The sequence below is a fragment of the Streptomyces sp. SID13726 genome, assembly GCF_010548375.1.
Taxonomy (GTDB): Bacteria; Actinomycetota; Actinomycetes; order Streptomycetales; family Streptomycetaceae; genus Streptomyces.
Map to the genome: position 1 here is coordinate 262,227 of NZ_JAAGLY010000006.1, position 17,456 is coordinate 279,682.

14 protein-coding genes are annotated in these 17,456 nt (G+C 72.3%); 7 read left to right on the forward strand and 7 right to left on the reverse strand.

Translation table 11 applies throughout. From position 1 onward, the window contains the following. The first annotated feature begins 127 nt into the window (after positions 1–127). The 3 genes from G3I78_RS18330 to G3I78_RS18340 are packed head-to-tail and all read left to right on the forward strand — an operon-like array spanning position 128 to position 3,045. Positions 128–1,819: a GH25 family lysozyme gene (locus G3I78_RS18330; protein WP_164425760.1), complete on the forward strand. Its 1,692-nt coding sequence runs from the start codon at positions 128–130 to the stop codon at positions 1,817–1,819. A gap of 24 nt (positions 1,820–1,843) precedes the next feature. Continuing rightward, a complete protein-coding gene (locus G3I78_RS18335) occupies positions 1,844–2,260 on the forward strand; it encodes a hypothetical protein (RefSeq protein ID WP_164425762.1) in 417 nt (138 codons plus the stop codon). A 35-nt stretch (positions 2,261–2,295) separates the two neighbouring features. Beyond that, complete coding sequence (locus G3I78_RS18340; RefSeq protein WP_203615127.1) at positions 2,296–3,045, forward strand: D-Ala-D-Ala carboxypeptidase family metallohydrolase; 750 nt, start codon at positions 2,296–2,298, stop codon at positions 3,043–3,045. 57 nt (positions 3,046–3,102) lie between these two features. Here G3I78_RS18340 and G3I78_RS18345 read toward each other — a convergent pair whose 3' ends face one another. From G3I78_RS18345 to G3I78_RS18370, 6 genes are all read right to left on the reverse strand, one after another. Beyond that, on the reverse strand, positions 3,103–4,221 hold the full coding sequence (locus G3I78_RS18345) for a helix-turn-helix domain-containing protein (RefSeq protein WP_164425763.1): 1,119 nt from the start codon (positions 4,219–4,221) through the stop codon (positions 3,103–3,105). Between the two features lie 151 nt (positions 4,222–4,372). Continuing rightward, positions 4,373–6,964: an ABC transporter substrate-binding protein gene (locus G3I78_RS18350; RefSeq protein WP_164425765.1), complete on the reverse strand. Its 2,592-nt coding sequence runs from the start codon at positions 6,962–6,964 to the stop codon at positions 4,373–4,375. A 201-nt stretch (positions 6,965–7,165) separates the two neighbouring features. Further along, positions 7,166–7,822 (reverse strand): hypothetical protein, encoded by a 657-nt coding sequence (locus tag G3I78_RS18355; protein WP_164425767.1) that lies wholly within the window; start codon positions 7,820–7,822, stop codon positions 7,166–7,168. Between the two features lie 166 nt (positions 7,823–7,988). Continuing rightward, entirely contained in the window at positions 7,989–9,002 is a 1,014-nt protein-coding gene (gene denD / locus G3I78_RS18360) for a D-erythronate dehydrogenase (protein ID WP_164425769.1), read from the reverse strand. Between the two features lie 118 nt (positions 9,003–9,120). After that, on the reverse strand, positions 9,121–9,684 hold the full coding sequence (locus G3I78_RS18365; RefSeq protein WP_164425772.1) for an MBL fold metallo-hydrolase: 564 nt from the start codon (positions 9,682–9,684) through the stop codon (positions 9,121–9,123). Between the two features lie 324 nt (positions 9,685–10,008). Beyond that, on the reverse strand, positions 10,009–10,308 hold the full coding sequence (locus tag G3I78_RS18370) for a hypothetical protein (protein ID WP_239157900.1): 300 nt from the start codon (positions 10,306–10,308) through the stop codon (positions 10,009–10,011). Positions 10,309–10,719: 411 nt separating this feature from the next. Between G3I78_RS18370 and G3I78_RS18375 the strand changes: the two genes are divergently transcribed. The 4 genes from G3I78_RS18375 (at position 10,720) to G3I78_RS18390 (ending at position 14,462) form a co-directional block, all read left to right on the forward strand. Next, a complete protein-coding gene (locus tag G3I78_RS18375; RefSeq protein ID WP_164425774.1) occupies positions 10,720–11,178 on the forward strand; it encodes an SRPBCC family protein in 459 nt (152 codons plus the stop codon). Between the two features lie 118 nt (positions 11,179–11,296). After that, positions 11,297–12,490 (forward strand): FAD-dependent oxidoreductase, encoded by a 1,194-nt coding sequence (locus G3I78_RS18380; protein ID WP_164425776.1) that lies wholly within the window; start codon positions 11,297–11,299, stop codon positions 12,488–12,490. Continuing rightward, positions 12,487–13,422, forward strand: a complete 936-nt coding sequence (locus G3I78_RS18385) for an RNA polymerase sigma-70 factor (protein ID WP_343243796.1) — start codon at positions 12,487–12,489, stop codon at positions 13,420–13,422. Before G3I78_RS18380 ends, G3I78_RS18385 begins: the two co-directional genes overlap by 4 nt. Positions 13,423–13,532: 110 nt before the next feature. Continuing rightward, on the forward strand, positions 13,533–14,462 hold the full coding sequence (locus G3I78_RS18390; protein ID WP_164425778.1) for a hypothetical protein: 930 nt from the start codon (positions 13,533–13,535) through the stop codon (positions 14,460–14,462). A 66-nt stretch (positions 14,463–14,528) separates the two neighbouring features. Here G3I78_RS18390 and G3I78_RS18395 read toward each other — a convergent pair whose 3' ends face one another. Next, entirely contained in the window at positions 14,529–17,456 is a 2,928-nt protein-coding gene (locus G3I78_RS18395) for a hypothetical protein (protein WP_164425780.1), read from the reverse strand.

Genomic DNA, 17,456 nt, shown 5'->3' on the forward strand with positions numbered 1-17,456 from the left:
GCAGGTCAAACCCCCATCACCATCCCCCCGTCCCAATCCCCCGGTGATCGTGTCCCCTCCGGTGTGCCCGCCGTGAGGATGATCCGGGCCGGGAGTTCCCGGCCACTCATCAGAGGGGGAACACCAGATGGGACGAAGGACGCTTCTGCGGGGGCTGACCCTCGCCGTGGCGGCGATCCTGCCCCTGTGCGGGACGGCGGTGGTGCGGGCGGCGGAGTCCGCGGGTGCGGTCGCCGTCTGTGGGCACACGAGCGCGCAGCCCACGCTGCAACAGGGATCGACGGGGGACGCGGCGGTCGAGGCGCAGTGTCAGCTCGATCTGGCAACGAAGCCGAGCCGGTACACGCCGATCGCGGCGGACGGGACGTTCGGGCCGGCGACCGAGACGCGGGTGAAGGAGTTCCAGCGGTGCGCGGGGCTCGGCGTGGACGGGGTGCTCGGTCCGCAGACCTGGGCGGCGCTCAACGCCTGGGCGGCCCAGCCGCACACCTGCGCGACCCAGGGCACGTCGGGTACGGCGCAGTCGACCGTGTGCGGCCACACCGACACCCGCCCGACGCTGAAGAAGGGCGCGAAGGGTGTCGAGGTCAAGGAGGTGCAGTGCCGGCTGAACCTGGCCATGGAGCCGTTCCACTATCCGCCGCTGGCGATCGACGGTGACTTCGGCGGTGGGACCGAGTCCCGGGTCGTCGAACTCCAGCACTGCGCCAACCTCGGCGCCGACGGCGTCGTAGGGCCCAACACCTGGGCGAAGCTGGTGGACTGGTCGAGCCGGAACACGTACTGCACGCCGCCGCGCCCGGCCGGGTACGCGATCGACGGTCTGGACACGGCCAAGTACCAGCACCCGGGCGGCGCGCCGATCGACTGGAAGGCCGTACGGGCGTCGGGGGTCGAGTTCGCCACGGTCAAGGCGACCCGAGGGACCAACGTCACCGACGAGTACCTCGCCACCGACCTCCCGGCGGCCAGGGCGGCGGGGCTGGCCGTGGCGCCGTACCACTTCTACACAGGCTCCGCGCCCGACACGGGTGCCGCGCAGGCCGACCGGTTCATCGCGGCCGTGCGGGCGACCGGTTACACCGGGAAGCGGGCCGGGGATCTGCCGCCGATCTTCGACCTGGAGCGCATGGACGACGGCAGCGGGCGCTGTCCGACGTACGGCACGGTCGCCGATGCCAAGGCCTGGCTCGACCGGGTGGAGGCGGCCTTCGGGCGGACGCCGATGATCTACACCCAGAAGTCCTTCCTGGACGACTGCATGGCGTCGACCACCGCCTTCGCCCGCTATCCGCTCCAACTCGCCGACTACCGCCAGTCGATCACCCAGCCGCCGGTCCCGAACGGCTCGTCGACCTGGTCGATGTGGCAGTACACCGACGCCGCGCTGTTCCCGGGCATCCAGGCCCCGGCCACCGGGGACGTGTTCAACGGCACCCAGGCCGATCTGGACCGTCTGGCCAATCGCGGCACCGCCACCGGCACCGCCACCGCGTCGACCACGTCAATCTCCTCGGCCACCGCCGCGACCTCCTGCTACGGCGGAGCGGTCACCGTGCGCTACGGCGACGCGCTGGAGTTCGGTCCCTACTGGTCCTCGGCCCGCTGTACGGACATCAACCTGCGGGTCGTCGGCGGGACCGCCGACTACGTCAACGCCTGCGTGAAGTTCGCGAAGTCCGGCACCTGCAACCGCTGGACCAGGGTCGGCCGGAGCTGGACCACCATCGCCACCGACGTCCTGGACGGCAGCAAGTTCACGGTGCCGGTCGGCGCGCCCCTGGAGGGCGACGACGCCGTCATGCAGCTCGCCTTCTGACCCCACTCACCCACGGAGACCATCATGATCCGCACAAGGGCGTTCGCAGCGGCCCTGTTCACCGCGGCCTCGCTGCTGGGAGCGGGCGTCGCCCCGGCCTCGGCACAGACCTCGGCCGCCGCCGTCAGCTGCTACGGCGGGGCCAGGACCCTGACGTACCACTACCAGGCCGCCGCCAAGGAGTACGGCACCTACACCACCTCCTCGCGCTGCAACGACGTCAACATCCGGCTCATCACGGACGTGCCCGGCGTGTACCTGGACGCCTGCGTGGTGTTCGTCGACCACACGAGCAAGTGCAACAACGGCGACGCGTACACCACGCACGGCACCGAGTGGGGAACCGTCGCCACCGACGTCAAGGACGGCACCCACTTCGTGCTGCGGGTGCACGCCTACGACACCGACGCGCAGAACGTCACCTTCCAGATCGCCTACTGACCTTCCCCGTACCACCGTTCACCGAAAGGACGACCATGACTTCCTCCTTCCGTCCCATGAACCGCCGCACCATGCTGCGCGGCACCCTGGCCGCCGGCGCCGGCGTCGCGTTCGGCCAGCTGCTCCTCTCCGGCACCGCGCAGGCCTATTCGTGGTCCCGCACCCTCGAACAGGGCGCCACCGGCGCCGATGTGACGGAGCTTCAGATCCGTGTCGCGGGCTGGGCGGCGGACAGCGCGAGCAAGACCCGGGTGGGTATCGACGGGGACTTCGGTCCCGGTACGGCGGCGGCCGTACGGCGGTTCCAGGCGGCGTACGGTCTCAGCGCCGACGGCAGTGTCGGACCCAACACCCAGGCGAAGCTCAACTCCCTTGAGCAGTCGGACGGTTCCACGCTCCACTTCAACTGGAGCGAGTTCGTGGACCAGTCGACCGGCACCTTCAACGGCGGCAAGGTGACCGCGGCGGTGGCGAAGGAGAACGCCCGCCGCTGCATGTACAAGCTGGAGGCGCTGCGCAAGAAGCTGGGCGACAAGCCGATCACGGTCAACTCCGGCTTCCGCAGCATCGCGCACAACGCCGAGATCGGCGGGGCCAGCGACAGCATGCACCTGTACGGCACCGCGGCCGACCTCGACGTGTCCGGGGTGGCCACCAAGACCGTGTACCAGAAGGCGGAGACCTGCGGGTTCTCCGGCCTGGAGACCTACACCGTCGACCACCAGCACGTCGACAGCAGGGCCGACCTCGGCCGTGCCTGGTGGTGGGAGGACGGCACGGTCTGATCGCCAGCCTTTCGCGGCTGCGGGCATCGTCGACGGCGGTGCCCGCAGCCGCGGGTCTCAGCTCTTCGGGGTGTTCTTCAGCGCCGCCTCGCAGGAGGGCCAGTCGTGGAAGTCGTGCCGCACGCTCCACAGCCGGTGGGCCGCCCGGATGTTCCACTCCGGGTCGAAGGCCCGCCGCGGTGTGCCGTCGAGTTCCTGGAGACGGGTGTCGGAGATCTGGAACACGCCCCAGTTGCGGCTGCCGTTGGTGTTGGGCAGCACGTACAGCGGGTCGAGGAAGGACGCGCAGCGGGCGACGGCCACGGCGGTGTCGGGGTCCTCGGCGAACACCTCGCGGATGCGTTCGGTGACCTTGGCCCGCGACCAGGTCACCATGGTCACCTTCTGCGCGTAGAGCGCCTTCTTGGTGTCGTCGTCGACCACGCCCCGGGCCGTCACGCCCGCCAGCACCTGGAACGCGGTCACCCGGCGCAGGGTCTCCGGCCCGAAGTCCCCGTCGACGGCGAGTCTGCCCTTGGCCCGGACCAGCAGCTTCTGGACCTCGCGCACGCACTCGTCGTGCTGTCCCATGCTCACGGTCCGACACGCCGGGGAGTCGAGCAGTTCGTCGCCACCGCTCGCCGGAGTGGCACCCGCTGAGCGGCCGAAGGGCAGCCATATGAAGCCGGCCACCAGCAACACCGCGACCACGGTGGCCAGTACGGCGAGCTTCGGGGACAACCGGGCGGGCAGCCGGGCCCGTCGGGGTGCCCCGGCCTCGGCGTCGGAGGTCTGCGGCGGGGTGACGTCGTCCGGTTCGGGGTCCGTCGTCCGCGCGGGGCCAGCGGGTTCGTGCGGTGCCGGTTCCCGTGCGGGCTTCGGTTCCGCCGACGGCTCCGGGCCGTCCTCGGCGGTCGCGGCGGTCGCGGCGGTCGCGGCCGGAGCGTCCCGGTCGCTGTCCGCGAGCGCCCACAGCCGGTGCAGTTCGCGCAGTTCCTCCGCGCTCGCGCCGCACACCTTGCCGAAGGCGTGCACCACCCGGTACTCCGTCGGGACGCTGAGGCCGGAGCAGTACCGGTGCAGACTGGAACCGCTGACGCCCGCCTCCTTGCCGAGGCGGTCGTAGCCCCGGCCACTGCGGTCCTTCAGCATGCGAAGGTAAGCGGCGAATTTCTCGGTTCGCGGAGAGGCAGCCACACTTCCACCCTTGCTCAAGCCCCTACTGACGGGTAGAAGTTACACCGCGAGGAAGGCGTGGTGTGACTTTTCACTGCGGGAATGCGACCGCCAAAGCCGTTGTGAATACGGCCCTTTGGAAAAGTTCTCTCAATACCGGACCTTCACATCCTCAGCGGTCGCCGGGTTGGCAGTGCGCGTGGCTGTCCCGGCCCGGGTCGTGCGGGGCCAGGCAGAGGAAGATCGGCCTGTCCCGCCGCTCCTTCTGCCCGAGGGGCAGGGTGAAGGGACGGTCGGGCGCGATGCCGTCCCGGACGACGACACGGTTGCGGAGGGCCTGGAGGACGTTGGACGGCGAGGCCGATCCGCCGGACTGCGCGATCGCCCGGGTGATGGCCGCGGCGGCCGCGCGGAAGGAGTCCGCGCCGGTGGCGTGGTCGCTCCCGCCCTCGGGGCTGTGCAGGACGGGCTTGTCGGAGAAGGACACGTAATACAGGTCCACCGCCGGGTACTTGTACAGCTCGGCCCACTCGGGTACGGGCTTGTAGTCGATGAGGGTGTTCACGTCGGAGGAGATCACGGGGACGGGCGACGACCCGCTGGTGCCGTCCCCGCCGCAGGCGCTCTGCACCTGGGCGAGCACCTTCGGGAGCTGGGAGCCCCGGGCGACGTAGAAGATCGTGCCGTGCTCCTTGTGCAGGGCGCAGATCCGGTCGGCGAGGTCGGGGAGTCCGAGGGCGGTGGCGCTGCCGTGGCCGGGCCGGGGCGCCGGGACCTGGGCGAACCACGGGTCCTCGACGGAGACACGGCCCACCCTGAGCCGCGCGACGAGGTCGTCCCTCAGCTCCTGGCTGTAGCGGTCCTCACGGTCGTAGACGATCAGCGCCTTGCGGCTGCCCCGGTCCGTCGCGCGTCGCGCCATGACCTCGGCCATGCGCTCGTTGGTCGGCTGGGTGTGGAAGAAGTTGCGTGCCTCCGTGGCCATGAAGTCGCCGGTGACGGAGGCGCCGATGACGGGCATGCCGTCGCCGAGGTCGTTGATGGCGTCGACGGACTCCTGACGGCTCTGGGTGATACCGATCACCGCGGACACGGTGTCGTCCTTCGCCGCCAGCTCCCTGATCTGCCGTGCGACCGGCCGCCCCTGTCCGAAGGCGAAGCCGGTGTTCGCGACGAGGATCCTGAGCATCGGCTTGTCCTGGTTCACGATGGCCTGCTCGTTCCAGGTCTTCTGCGCGGCCGCGGCGCCCTGGAGCTGGAGCACGCCCGCCGGGACGAGTTGCTCGGAGCGGGCCCGGGGGTCGGCGGTCAGAGGGGCGAGGAAGACGACCGTGCGGTGGGCGCCGTGCACGGCGGCGTTCTGCTCGCGGACGCGGTCCTGAAGGTCGTGCAGCAGGGAGTCCTCAACGACCGTGAAGTAGCAGCCCTGCGTCTCGGTGTCCACGCCCACGATCTCCTTCCCCACGCTCCGGGTGCCGGGGCAGGGGTCCTGGGCGGGCCGTGCGGCATGCGGGCGGTCGTCGGTGTCCTGGGCCGAGTCCATGCCGGGGACGTGGCCGCCGAACGCGAACCCGGCGGAGCACAGGACCACCAGTGCCAGCGCCGAGGCGGCCCACCAGCCCGCGTACGCGCGGAACGCGCCGACCTCGTGCGGTGTCGCCTTCGCCTTGAGCCTCAAGTGCCGTGCCACATCCGGCTGTTCGGGGCCGTCCTCGATCCGCACGGTGACGGTGCCGGGTCCCGGGGAGTCCGCGGGCGGGTTCTCCGGGCGCCGCAGTACGGCGGCGGCCTGCTGAAGGCCGAGTGCCGGACCGGTGGGCTCGCCCCGGCGCCCCGCGACGATCAGCAGCGGCGGGCGCAGGCCCTGTGCGGCGAGTTCGCGGTGGACCTGGAGGAACTGCCCCACCGCGCTGCTCCGGGGTCCCGTGAGGTCGGGCACCAGCAGCACGAAGGGCCAGGCCCTGCGGCGGCGCCAGGGCCGGAACCAACTGGGCGCCACGGCCCGGGAGAGATCCCTGAACAGCGCTTCCGTGAGCAGGTTCATCCGCAGGAGCCGCTGCTGCTCCGGGTCCGCGGTGCGCAGCCGGGTCGCGGCCTGGACGAAGTCCCGCGCGGCCAGTCCGGCGCTGGTCACCCGGCGGGCGTACCACCGCATACGCCGGTTCAGCGACCAGCGGTGCACCGCGCGCAGCGGCCACGACAGTGCGAAGGTCCAGATGCCCGCCGCCCACCGGGGCAACGAGGCGCTGCCGAGCGCCTGTCCCACGGTGCCGAGGACCGGGGTGCGCTGTTCCCAGGCGGTCCACAGCGCCTGGGCAGTGACGCGGTGCGGGTCCCTGGGGACCCGCGTCGCCGGTTCCGCCGGCTCGGCGCCCGCGGGCCGTATGCCGAGGACGTCCAGGCAGACCTGGAACATGGGCGCGCGCAGTGATCCGGTGCGCCTCGGCATGGTGTTCTTCCAGTCCGTGACGAGGAGTTCGAGGAATTCGACGTCGGGCCTGGGCGGGTCGAGGTCCGGCCCGGCGGCTCCCCCGTCCGGGGGCGGCTGGGGGCCTACGACGGCCCGGGGGGCGAGGTAGGGGCCGTCGTGGTTCTCGGTGAGGCGGCCGCCGTAGCCCGAGACGAAGGCTTCGGCGTGTGCCGGTCCGGTCTCCCCGTCCCACAGGACGATCACCGGCGGCTCCCGGTCGTGGCTCGGCCGCGTCACCCATGAGTCGAGGGCCTCCACGAAGTCAATCGCATGTGCGAGAGCTGGGATCGACATGAACCGTCCCCCTTTTTCCTTACGGTTGTGCCGTTCTCGTGAAGGGATGATCCCGCCGTGGCGGCCCGGGCGCGGCCCGACATCGGAGTCGGCCGAAATTGCTCGAAAGCGTCTTTCGGTGACCCGATCCGCGCATTCGAAAAGCACCCGCCTGGCCGGAATTCGCAGGCAGGCGCTTTCCGTCACCCAATGCGGAGGGGATTACATTCGGGACTGAAGCGCGCCGGCTCGCGGAGCGCTGCGCCAGGCGGAGATGCCGAGCGCCAGCAGCCAGTAGCTGAGCAGCGCTCCCATCAGGGCGGTGGTGCCCCAGCCGTTGGCCGCGTAGAAGTGCGCCGGGGTGTTGCCGAAGAACAGCGAGGGCACGAAGGCCAGGTTGACGCCCGCCAGGACGTAGGCCGAGCGCCCGGTCCAGCGAGGCAGCAGGCGGGTGCGGGTGAGGATGAAGCCCACCGAGGTCAGGAACAGCGCGAGGAGCAGGCGGGAGATGGACCCGTAGAGGATGTAGGTGCCGCTGACGTCGATCGTCGGGTCGATCGGGTGGTCGGCGGCGATGACCGCGCCCGCCTCCAGTCCGCTGGAGACCAGGGTGATCGTCGCGTAGACCAGTCCCGTCGCGAAGGCGATCGAGCCGGCCCACTCGTACTCCGGGCTCACCCGCCTGACCAGCTCCCGCAGGGCGGTCACGAACACGACCAGACAGGCGAGGGCGACGATCCCGATCAGCAGCCTGCTCAGCACGTTGGCGTCCGGCGGCGGGCCCGAGTAGACGAAGTACAGGGGTACTTCGATGATGAAGGCGGCGGCCGCGGCGATGCCCCAGACGCCGGTCAGGCGCCGGGCGAAGGTTTCCGTCATGGGTGTCCCCCGAGTCGGTGTGGCGTGGTGGATGCGTGTCGGCCGATTCGCCGACGACGGAAATCCTGCCGCGCTCGGGGGTTCTCGTCGCTGGGTGTGAACACCGGACAAGGGGTGGTCCCAACACCACCACCGGACGTCCAAGGGCCGTTCCGTACGCGGCCGTTCAGTCCGTGGCGGTGACCGCGTCGGGGTGGTCGGCGAGGTAGTCCCGCAGCACGGAGAGGAAGTCCGGGTCGGGTTCCAGGCCCAGGGCGGCGGCACGGCTGTAGTCGAAGACGGCCGGCCACGAGGTGACGATCGCCTCGATCGCCGGGTCGGGGGCGAGGGTGACCCGGTCGGCGACGGTGTCACCGGCCACCTGGCGCAGGGTCGCGAGGATGTCGGCGACCGAGACGGTCAGTGCGGGCAGGTTGACCGGCAGCGGACCCTCCAAGTACCCGGCCCCTGTGCCGCGTTGAGCCTCCGCGACCCGGAGGATGCCCGCGACGGTGCGCCTGGGCGAGGACAGGGCCACCTTCAGGCCGGGGTCCACCGGACAGACTGCGGGCAGACCGGCGAGCGGCTCGCGGACGATGCCGGAGAGGAAGCCGGAGGCGGCAGCGTTGGGCCTGCCGGGCCGTACCGCCACGGTCATCAGCCGTACGACCCGCCCGTCGACGAACCCCCGGCGGGTGCAGTCCGCGACGAGGTGTTCGCACATCAGCTTCTGGGTGCCGTAACTCGACCGCGGCACCGGCAGCGTCGTCTCGCCGACCGCCGCGGGCAGGGGCAGGGCCGGGTCGGAGCCGTAGACGGCGATGCTGCTCGCGAACACCGTCCTTACGACGGGCCCGCCCGCCTGCGCCTGTGCCCGGGCCGCTTCCAGCAGCGCGCGCGTGACGTCCACGTTGACGCGCATCCCGAGATCGAAGTCGGCCTCGCACTCGGCCGACACGGCGGCGGCGAGGTGGAACAGCACGTGCACCGGCTGCTCGAACACCGTGTCCAGGTGCTCGACCAGGTCGCCCTGGACCGTCTGCACCGATACCCCGCTCGGCGGGGTGCCGTCGGGGCGGGCCACGCGGTCCACCAGCACCAGACTGCTGACGGGCTCGCCGTCGAAGGTGCCCGAGCGCAGCAACGATTCGGCCAGCAGGCGGCCGAGGAATCCGGACGCTCCTGTGACGACGACTCTCATCGGTACGGCTCCTCGATCGGCGGCTCGTTGTGTCGGTGTCGTCGATGTCGTACCCCGGCTGGCCGACGGATACGACCGCACCCCGCGCCTACGCCGTCGTGGGCCGCCCGGGTCGAGGTCAGAGGGGCGTCGACGGTGACGGTGCGAAGGGCGCGCCGTGGCCCGGCACGATGAGGACGGGGCCGAGGGCGAGGACGTTCTGCCGGGCCTCCCGCAGCAGTTCGCGGTCGGGGGCGAAGGGGTCGTCGGCGGGGCCCTCGGCGGTCCACCACAGGTGGGTCAGGACGACCAGGCCCTGCTCGGTGGTGGCCAGGGTGCTGACGTCCTCCGCCGTGTGGCCCGGGGTCTTCATGAGCTTGATCGATGCGGAGAGCCGGTGGCCGTCGGCGTCACGGTCCTCCCAGATGTCGTCCCGGTACACGGCCATGTGGTCGTGGAAGCGGGCCTCGGGGAACAGGGCCGCGTTCAGGGTGTGATCCGGGTGGTGATGGCTGAAGATCACGTCGGTGACGTCCTCGGGCGCGAGGCCCTGGTCCGCCAGCGGGTCCAGGATCAGGCGGCGGTTCGCGACCATGCCGGGATCGACGATCGCCACCGTGGCCCCGTCGACGAGCAGGGTGACCGTGCCGGCGACCCGCGTGTCGGCGTAACCGGTGGTCAGGACGTGCAACGAGGCGGTCATGGCGGGCTCCTGGAAGGCGGGCTCCGGAAGGCGGGGCATGCAGGCTAACCGCTGTGCGGACCGGCCGGGAAGGAGCGCCCTGGAAACGGGCGCGTGCCCGTGTGTTGGGGAAGGAGGACGCCGTCGCCCTGGGGCCGGCAGCGGGCTCGGAGTCCTGCGCGGCGGGCCGGAGTTCTGCGGTGGGCTCGGAGCCCAGCGGCGGACCGGAGCCCAGAGGCAGGCTCGGAGCCCAGCAGCGGACCGGAGCCCTGCGCCGAACGGCTCGCGCCACACCCGTCGCCGCCCGGGACGGTCGAGCGCGCCCCGGGCGACGGCGGCCGTGTCTCATGCGGCGCCGGAGACCCCAGGGGCGATGAAACGCCGGTGCAGTGGGCTGAAGTCGGTCTGCGGGACGCCGCTGATTCCGGCCTTCTCGACGGCGGGGGCGAGCCGTTCCGCGAAGAAGGCCTGGAAGGCCTGCTCCGACTCCCACACGTCGACCACATGCAGTCCGCCCGCGTCGAACCAGGCCACGTGCACCTCACCGCCGACCGGGGCGGACTCCTCCCAGCCGACCGCCTCCCGCACCACCTCGTACTGCTCCGGTGTGACCTCGGTCCAGCTCATCGACATCACTACAGCCATGTCCCGCCCCTCGATCGCTCGTCCAGTACCACCGCCGCACCCGGGACCGGGGCCCCGAACGCGGTGGCCCGAGCATCGTCCCGCCACGGACGCGGCGGGCGAAGAGCGTGCGGGGGCATCACCCGTCGGTCCGCCGCGCCTTCGCGCCCGGCGTGCGGTCCTGGCGCGGCGGTCCGCCCGGCCCTCCCCCGTCGACGCGGTCCACCTCGCGTGCCGGCCGGTCCTCCCGTAGTGTCACGGTGCCGCCATGGCAGAACGGGTCCTACGGCCTGGGTCGCACGTCGATCACGCCGCGGGCGTGCGTGAGCCACCGCAGGGTCCGTCATCCGTACGGCTCTGTGCGGCCCCGTACGGCTCCGTACGGCGAGGAAGGGCGCGCAGGTGTCGCGGCTCGACCGATGAGGAGTGCCCATGTCAGGACAGTTCGAAGCGGTGACCGAGGTGGACCGGCCGGTGCAGGAAGTGTTCGCCTACCTCGCCGACGGGCGCAACGACCCCCAGTTCAGCCCTCGGGTTCTCAGGATCGAGCGTGTCCCGGACGGCCCGACCGCCGTGGGCACGGTCTTCCGGAGCACCGTGAAGGACGCCGGGATGAAGACGGCCCGGGAGTTCCGCATCACCGAGCTGGAAGCGCCGGTGCGGATGCGCTGGACCGAGGTGTCCAAGAACAGCGTGTCGGTCGGCGAGGGCGGCTACGACCTGGAGTCCCTGCCCGGCGGCGGGACCCGCGTGCGCATCTTCAACGTCCTGGAGGGCCACGGCCTGGGCAAGCTCCTCGTCGGTCTGGCGCTGACCGCGGCCCGCAAGGACGCCCCCGCCTTCGGCGCCCGGATCAAGGCGGCCGCGGAGAAGGCGATCACGTCCGGCTGAGTGACCCCGCCACGCATGTGACCCAGGTCACTCAATCTCCACGTCACGTTCGGAAGCGCGGCTCGCGTCTGGTGGTCGTTCGCACAGCGGAACGACCGACGAAAGAGACGGCGGAGCGATGAACGAGACAGCAGCGCGACAGCACGAGGTCCTGGTCCTGGGCGCCGGTTACGCGGGGCTCTCCGCCGCGATCCAGCTGGCGGCCCGGACCAGGAAGCGGGGGAACGCGCACGTCACGCTGGTCAACCCGTACGACACCTTCACCGAGCGGCTCCGGCTGCACATGACCGCCACCGGCCAGGAGACGGCCGTGATGAGCATCCCGGAGCTGCTGGACGGCACCGGCGCGGGCTTCGTCCGCGGCTGGGTGACCGCGGTGGACGCCGACGCCAGGACCGTCCGGATCGACGACGACCGGGTGCTGCGCTACGACACCCTGGTCTACGGCCTGGGCAGCGTCGCGGACACCGTCGCCGTCCCCGGGGTCGACGACCACGCCCACACCCTCGACACCCGGGAGGACGCCGCCCTCCTCGCCGACCGGCTGGCCCGGCTCGACGCCGGGACCGTGGTGGTCGGCGGCAGCGGCCTCACCGGTGTCGAGGCCGCCGCGGAGATCGCGGAGCAACACCCGCGTCTCCAGGTGGTGTTGCTGGGCCGGCAGGAGCCCGGTGCGGGCCTGCACCCGAAGGCCAGGGCCCACCTGGACGCGGCGCTGGCCCGGCTCGGCGTACGGGTGCGGTGCGGTGCCGAGGTGACGAAGGTGCTGCCGGACAGCGTCGAACTCGCCGACGGTTCCGGGATACCGGCCGCCGCGGTGCTGTGGACCAGCGGCACCCGCGTGTCGCCGCTGGCCGCCGCCGCGGGACTCGCCGTGGACGAGCGCGGACGCGTGGTCACCGACAGCGCGCTGCGCTCGGTCTCCCACCCCGACGTCTACGCCGTGGGCGACGCGGCGGCGATCCGCCAGGGCTACGGCGTCATGCACGGGACCTGCCAGAGCGGCATGCCCACCGGTGTGCACGCGGCCCTGTCGATCCTGCGGGTCCTGGCCGGCAAGGAGCCCAGGCCGTTCCGCTTCGGCTACTACCACACACCCGTCAGCCTGGGCCGCGAGGACGCCGTCGTACAGTTCACCCACCCCGACGACAGCCCGCGCCGGATCGTGCTGACCGGCAAGCGGGCCGCGAAGTACAAGGAGACGGTCACGGCCGCGCCCTGGGCGACCTTCGCCCGCATGAAGAGGATGCCCGCCTCGGGCGCGTTCTGGCCGCACGGCGGCCGCCGCACCCGGACCCGGAGCGCCAAGTGACCCGGCCCGTGCCCCGGCCGCAGCAGACCGGCCCCGACCAGCTCACCTTCCAGCAGTACCGCACCCTGCTCTTCTCCGTGGCCTACCGCGTCCTCGGCACCGCCGCCGACGCCGAGGACGTGGTCCAGGACGCCTGGCTGAAGTGGTCGGCGGCCGACCGTTCCCAAGTCGCCGACCCGAAGGCGTACTTGACCCGGATCGTCTCCAACCTGTCGATGGACCAGCTCCGTTCGGCCCGCCGCAAGCGCGAGACGTACGTCGGTCCCTGGCTCCCCGAGCCGATCCTCACCGGCCCGGACACCGCCGAGGGGGTGGCCGCGTCGGACTCGGTCTCCACGGCCCTGCTGGTCGTCCTGGAGACCCTGAGCCCCCTGGAGCGCGCGGTGTTCGTGCTGAAGGAGGTCTTCGCCTTCAGCTACGTCGAGATCGCGGAGGCGGTGGAGCGCTCCGAGGCGGCGGTCCGGCAGGCCGCGCACCGCGCCCGTGAGCACGTCCAGGCCCGCCGGCCCCGCTTCCCCGCGGACCGGGCCCGCCGACGCGATGTCACCGAGCGCTTCTTCGCGGCGACCACCGGCGGTGACATCAACGCCCTCATGGAGCTGCTCTCCCCGGACGTGACACTCTGGACCGACGGCGGCGGCAAGGTCCGCCAGGCCCTCAAGCCGGTCAACGGCCGGGACACCGTGGCCCGTTGGTTCGCCGCACTCGCCGGGGCGACCTACCAGGGCCTTGAGCCCGGACAGATGCGGGCGGAGCTCACGTCGGTCAACGGCGGCCCCGGCGTGGTCTTCCGCGGCCCCGACCGTGTCATCGCCACGCTGACCTTCGACTTCGACCCGGAAGGCCGTATCTCGACCATCCACAACATGGCCAACCCCGACAAGCTCCACGCGGTGACCGAGGGCGTCCGGTACGACGGGCTCACCGGCTGAGGCGGCCTCCCACCGCGTTCCTCCGCCCGACAGGACTGCGAGTCGCCGTATGTCGCAGATCACCCCGCGCACGCCCATGCGCCGGGAACACACCGCATGTCAAGGAGCACATGGCCGTGAACGTCGAGATCTCCCCGCACCTTCGCGACACCGCCGCCCGGCTCGGGGCCGGTGTGCCGTACGCCCTCAAGGTCCTGGCCGGCCGGTTGGCGGACGACCCCGACCTCGGCCGCCCCTCGGACCTCCCCGGCATCCTCACCGCGACCGTCGACGGCGAACTCTTCGAGGACTGCCCGGACTTGAACGTCGGCTACATCCGCGAACCCGACCGCGTCGAGATCCGGTACGTGAGTACGGCGTCCACCGCGCAACCCGCCAACACCTCCGCGGACACCCAGGAGCCGCACGAGGTCCCGGCGTCGGAGCCGCCTGCGGATCCCGTCGCCGACGCGATCACCGTGCGGGAGGTCGCCGACGCCTGGCGCCGTATCACCGCCTGGCTCCGGCACCACGCCCCCGACTCCTACGCCGCCCTCCGCACCGGCGCCGACTCCGCCACCGTCGCTGCCGTGGAGGCGGCCCTCGGCGTCCGGATACCCGTCGAGCTGCGCACCCTGTGGCTGCTGACGGCAGGTGACGACGGGGCCCGCGGCTGGGGCTGCCTGCCGGGCAACAGGGCGCTGATGCCCCTGGACGCGGTGGCCGCCTTCCACGAGCGGAGGACACGGTCCCGGACCGACGGCGGGAGCACCGCGTGGCAGGCGACCTGGATCCCGGTCGTCGCCCTGGGCCCGGCCGACCACACCTCGGGGCTGTACCTGGACACCGCGACCGGTTACCTGGGCCGCTGGTCCCCCTACGCCGAAGCCCCCGACGACGAACTCGACACCCTGGTCACCTACTTGGAGGAAGTCGCCGACATGCTCGAAGCTCCCGCCCTGGCCGCCCGGGACAAGCCCGGGCTGGTCGGTGGGGTACTGGTGTGGGGCAGTGCGGTCGTCCCCGGGCAGGAAGAGGGGTGGCGGCCCCTGGCCGGCTGAAGGTCGGCACGGGCCCAAGTGCGGGGCTCCGCAGGCGACTTGTCAGCAGCCGGAGCCGCCGGTACGTCACTCCTCGTCGCGCAGCCGCGCCGCCAGGGACGTCAGCGGCTCGGTCTTCTCCGTGTGGCCCCGCGCGTTCAGGTGGGAGATCGCCGCGTCGAGGCGGGTGAGGGCGGGGGCGGGGCGTTCCAGGTAGAGGCCCTCCACGGCGCCCGCGAGGCGGACGCACTCGGTCCATTCGCCGGCCCGGTCGTCCTCGGGACCCGGATCGCCGAGCAGGGCGAGGGCCTTGTCCAGGGCGATCAGCGCGTCCTCGTACTCGCCCGCGTAGGCGTTGACCCGGCCGTACTCGTAGGCCAGGGCGCTGTCCAGGGAACGGCCGTGGGCCTCATACCCGGCATCCCGGGCCTCGTCGGCGATCCGGCCCGCGGCGCCGAGGTGGCCGAGGGCGGCGGGCAGTCCGTCAGCGCCCTGCTTCTGGGCCTGGAGGCGGGCGAGTTCGCGCAGGCTGTTGCTGAGCAGCTCGAGGCGGGGCTCCCGGCCGTGGGCGGCGATCGCCTGTCCCACGGCCTCGCCTGCCCGGTCGAACTCACCGGACTCGGCGAGGAGTACGGCCGTCTCCGCGGCGATCATGGCGTGGCTGCCCGGGTCGTCGTCCCAGCCCGCGGACTCGGCCGCGAGGGCGACGAACTCCGCGGTGGCAGCCTTGAGATCGTCCCCCGAGTGCAGTGCGCGGGCCCGGGTCAGACGCAGCTGGGCGGCGAGCCGGTCGTCCAACTCCCCGTCGGCGACGTCCGGTTCGGCCAGCAGCGAGTCGAGCAGCGCGATGCAGTCGTCGATGCGGCCCAGGTCGAGGCTGAGCTGTGCCGCGTTGCTGTAGGTGCAGAACGCGTCGATCCTGCTGCCGTGGCGCAGGTCCAGTTCCGCCGAGCGGGTCAGGTGCCGCAGTGCCTCGTCGGGGCGGCCCAGGCGCATACAGGCCTCGGCGAGATCGCGGTGGAGGCGGGTGGTGTCGACGGCGTCGGCGGGCCACTCGGCGGCCAGTCGCAGACCTTCGGTGAGATCCGTGTACGCCCCCTGCGCGTCCCGCAGGCCGAGCCGCAGCCGTCCGCGCAGGCCGAGGGCGCGGGGCTGGTGCCAGGCGGGGCCGTGCGTCTTCAGCCGGTCGACCAGGGCGTCGGTCTCGGTGACCGCGGCGGGCAGGTCGCCGGAGATGGCGTGGGTGCTGGCCCGCAGCAGCAGGCTGCCGGCGATCTGCGCGACGACGTCGTGCCGGGTGGCGAAGGTGTGCAGGAGGTCCACCTCGGCGAGGGCGGGCGCGATGTGCTCCTCGCTCCTCGTCGCCTGGAGGCGCAGCCCGAACGTGGACGCCCGCAGCCGCAGCAGACGGGCCTCCTGGTTCGGGGTGAGACCGGGTGTCTCCTCGTGCAGCCGGACCAGGGACGCGTGCGCCTCGGTGAGCGCGGCGCCCATCGCCTCGGCGTCCTCCACCGGGATCTCGGCGGTGGAGAGCAGGGCGCAGGCGCGGGCGAGTGCCGCCTGTCCCGGCAGCTCCGCGGCCTCGTACAGGGCCGCTGCCTCGTCGTGGAGGGCGACGGCGTCGGCGAACTCGTCCTTCTCGGCCAGCCGGTCCGCCTCCTCGTCCAGCAGCTCCGCGCGCAGCCGGACCAGCGGGCCCACGGCCGGGTCGTCGGGGTGGGTGTAGTCGCGGGCGGCGACGAGTGTGCGCAGCCGCGCCCAGCAGGCCCGCGCGTCCGGGTGCCCCTGCTCGTCCAACTCCCTTGCCCGGGCGATAAGTTCGGGCAGCTCCTCGGGTACGGCGGCGGTCGTACGGGCGGCGGGCGCCGCGACCGGGGCGGGCGCCGGGGCGATGTCGTCGAGGGTGCGGGTGCGCAGGGTCAGTTCCAGCGCGTCGAGCAGCGGGGCCCGGTCGAGGCGGGCGCCGCGGCGGTCGGCGTGGGTCGTGGTGCCGTTGCGGGCGTCGAAGCGGGCGGCGAGGTCGTCGGCGCGGCGCTTCACCTCGGCGCGCAGACCGGCCACCGTCCAGGTGCGGCCCGGGTATCCGACGGTCGGCAGTTCGGCGCGGCCGAGGAGTTCGACGCGCTGGAGGAGCACCTCGACTCCGGTGAGGAAGTCGAACTGGTCCAGCGGCGAGTCGACCTCGTCGAACAGGTTCCGGTTCTCGGCGAGGAGTTCCAGGCCGCGGGCCTCGTTGCCGGTCAGGGCGCAGAACTCCAGGTGGCGGCCGACCTCGCCGGACATCGAGGGGTTGCGCCGGCAGCCGCGGTAGCCGGCGAGGTGCAGTTCGCGGGCCCGGTCGAGGCGGCCGGTGCGCAGCAGGGGGAGCAGGGCGTGGGAGATGGAACGGGCGGGCTCCTCCTGGCAGGACTCCTTCCCGGCCAGGACGGGTTCCCAGGTGCTCAGGGCCCGCTCGTCGTCGCCCCCGGCGAGGTGGTGGCGGGCCCGCTCACAGATCTCGCAGGCCTCGCAGTCGCTGAGCCGGGTGCGGGTGCGGCCCGCCCACAGCTCGTAGGCGTCGGCGGTGCCCTCGCCGACGTGCAGGGCGAGCTGGAACGCCTGACTGTAGTAGGGCTGGAGGCCGAGGCCGGCCTTCTCGTAGCGGTCGCGCATCTCGGTCAGCCACTGGCGCAGGCTGGCCAGCGGTATCTCGGGGAGCTGGCGCAGCGCGTGGGCCACCCACTTGAAGCGCCAGAAGAGCAGGTGGCGCAGCCGGTCGTCGAAGAGGTCGGGCTGCGAGTCGAAGAGGGTGAGCAGCCGGGCGAAGACGACCGGCGACTTCCGGGGCTCGGAGCCGTAGGTGTACGCCTCCTGGAGTTCGAGGAGCGCGTGGATCAGCGGGCCGGGCTCCTCGAACTGCTCGGCGGCGTCGACGAGTTCCTCGGCGGTGACGGTGCGGGTGCGGCCGTAGGGGCGCCGGTCGTTCTCCTCCAGCGCCTGGTACAGCTCGGCGGTGGTCTGGGGTGCGGTGGGCAT

Coding starts and splice junctions, on each gene's coding strand:
- G3I78_RS18330 (WP_164425760.1), top strand. CDS start 128: ATGGGACGAAGGACGCTTCTGCGGGGGCTGACCCTCGCCGTGGCGGCG.
- G3I78_RS18335 (WP_164425762.1), top strand. CDS start 1,844: ATGATCCGCACAAGGGCGTTCGCAGCGGCCCTGTTCACCGCGGCCTCG.
- G3I78_RS18340 (WP_203615127.1), top strand. CDS start 2,296: ATGACTTCCTCCTTCCGTCCCATGAACCGCCGCACCATGCTGCGCGGC.
- G3I78_RS18350 (WP_164425765.1), bottom strand. CDS start 6,964: ATGTCGATCCCAGCTCTCGCACATGCGATTGACTTCGTGGAGGCCCTC.
- G3I78_RS18355 (WP_164425767.1), bottom strand. CDS start 7,822: ATGACGGAAACCTTCGCCCGGCGCCTGACCGGCGTCTGGGGCATCGCC.
- denD (WP_164425769.1), bottom strand. CDS start 9,002: ATGAGAGTCGTCGTCACAGGAGCGTCCGGATTCCTCGGCCGCCTGCTG.
- G3I78_RS18365 (WP_164425772.1), bottom strand. CDS start 9,684: ATGACCGCCTCGTTGCACGTCCTGACCACCGGTTACGCCGACACGCGG.
- G3I78_RS18370 (WP_239157900.1), bottom strand. CDS start 10,308: ATGGCTGTAGTGATGTCGATGAGCTGGACCGAGGTCACACCGGAGCAG.
- G3I78_RS18375 (WP_164425774.1), top strand. CDS start 10,720: ATGTCAGGACAGTTCGAAGCGGTGACCGAGGTGGACCGGCCGGTGCAG.
- G3I78_RS18380 (WP_164425776.1), top strand. CDS start 11,297: ATGAACGAGACAGCAGCGCGACAGCACGAGGTCCTGGTCCTGGGCGCC.
- G3I78_RS18390 (WP_164425778.1), top strand. CDS start 13,533: ATGGCCGTGAACGTCGAGATCTCCCCGCACCTTCGCGACACCGCCGCC.
- G3I78_RS18395 (WP_164425780.1), bottom strand. CDS start 17,456: ATGCCCACCGCACCCCAGACCACCGCCGAGCTGTACCAGGCGCTGGAG.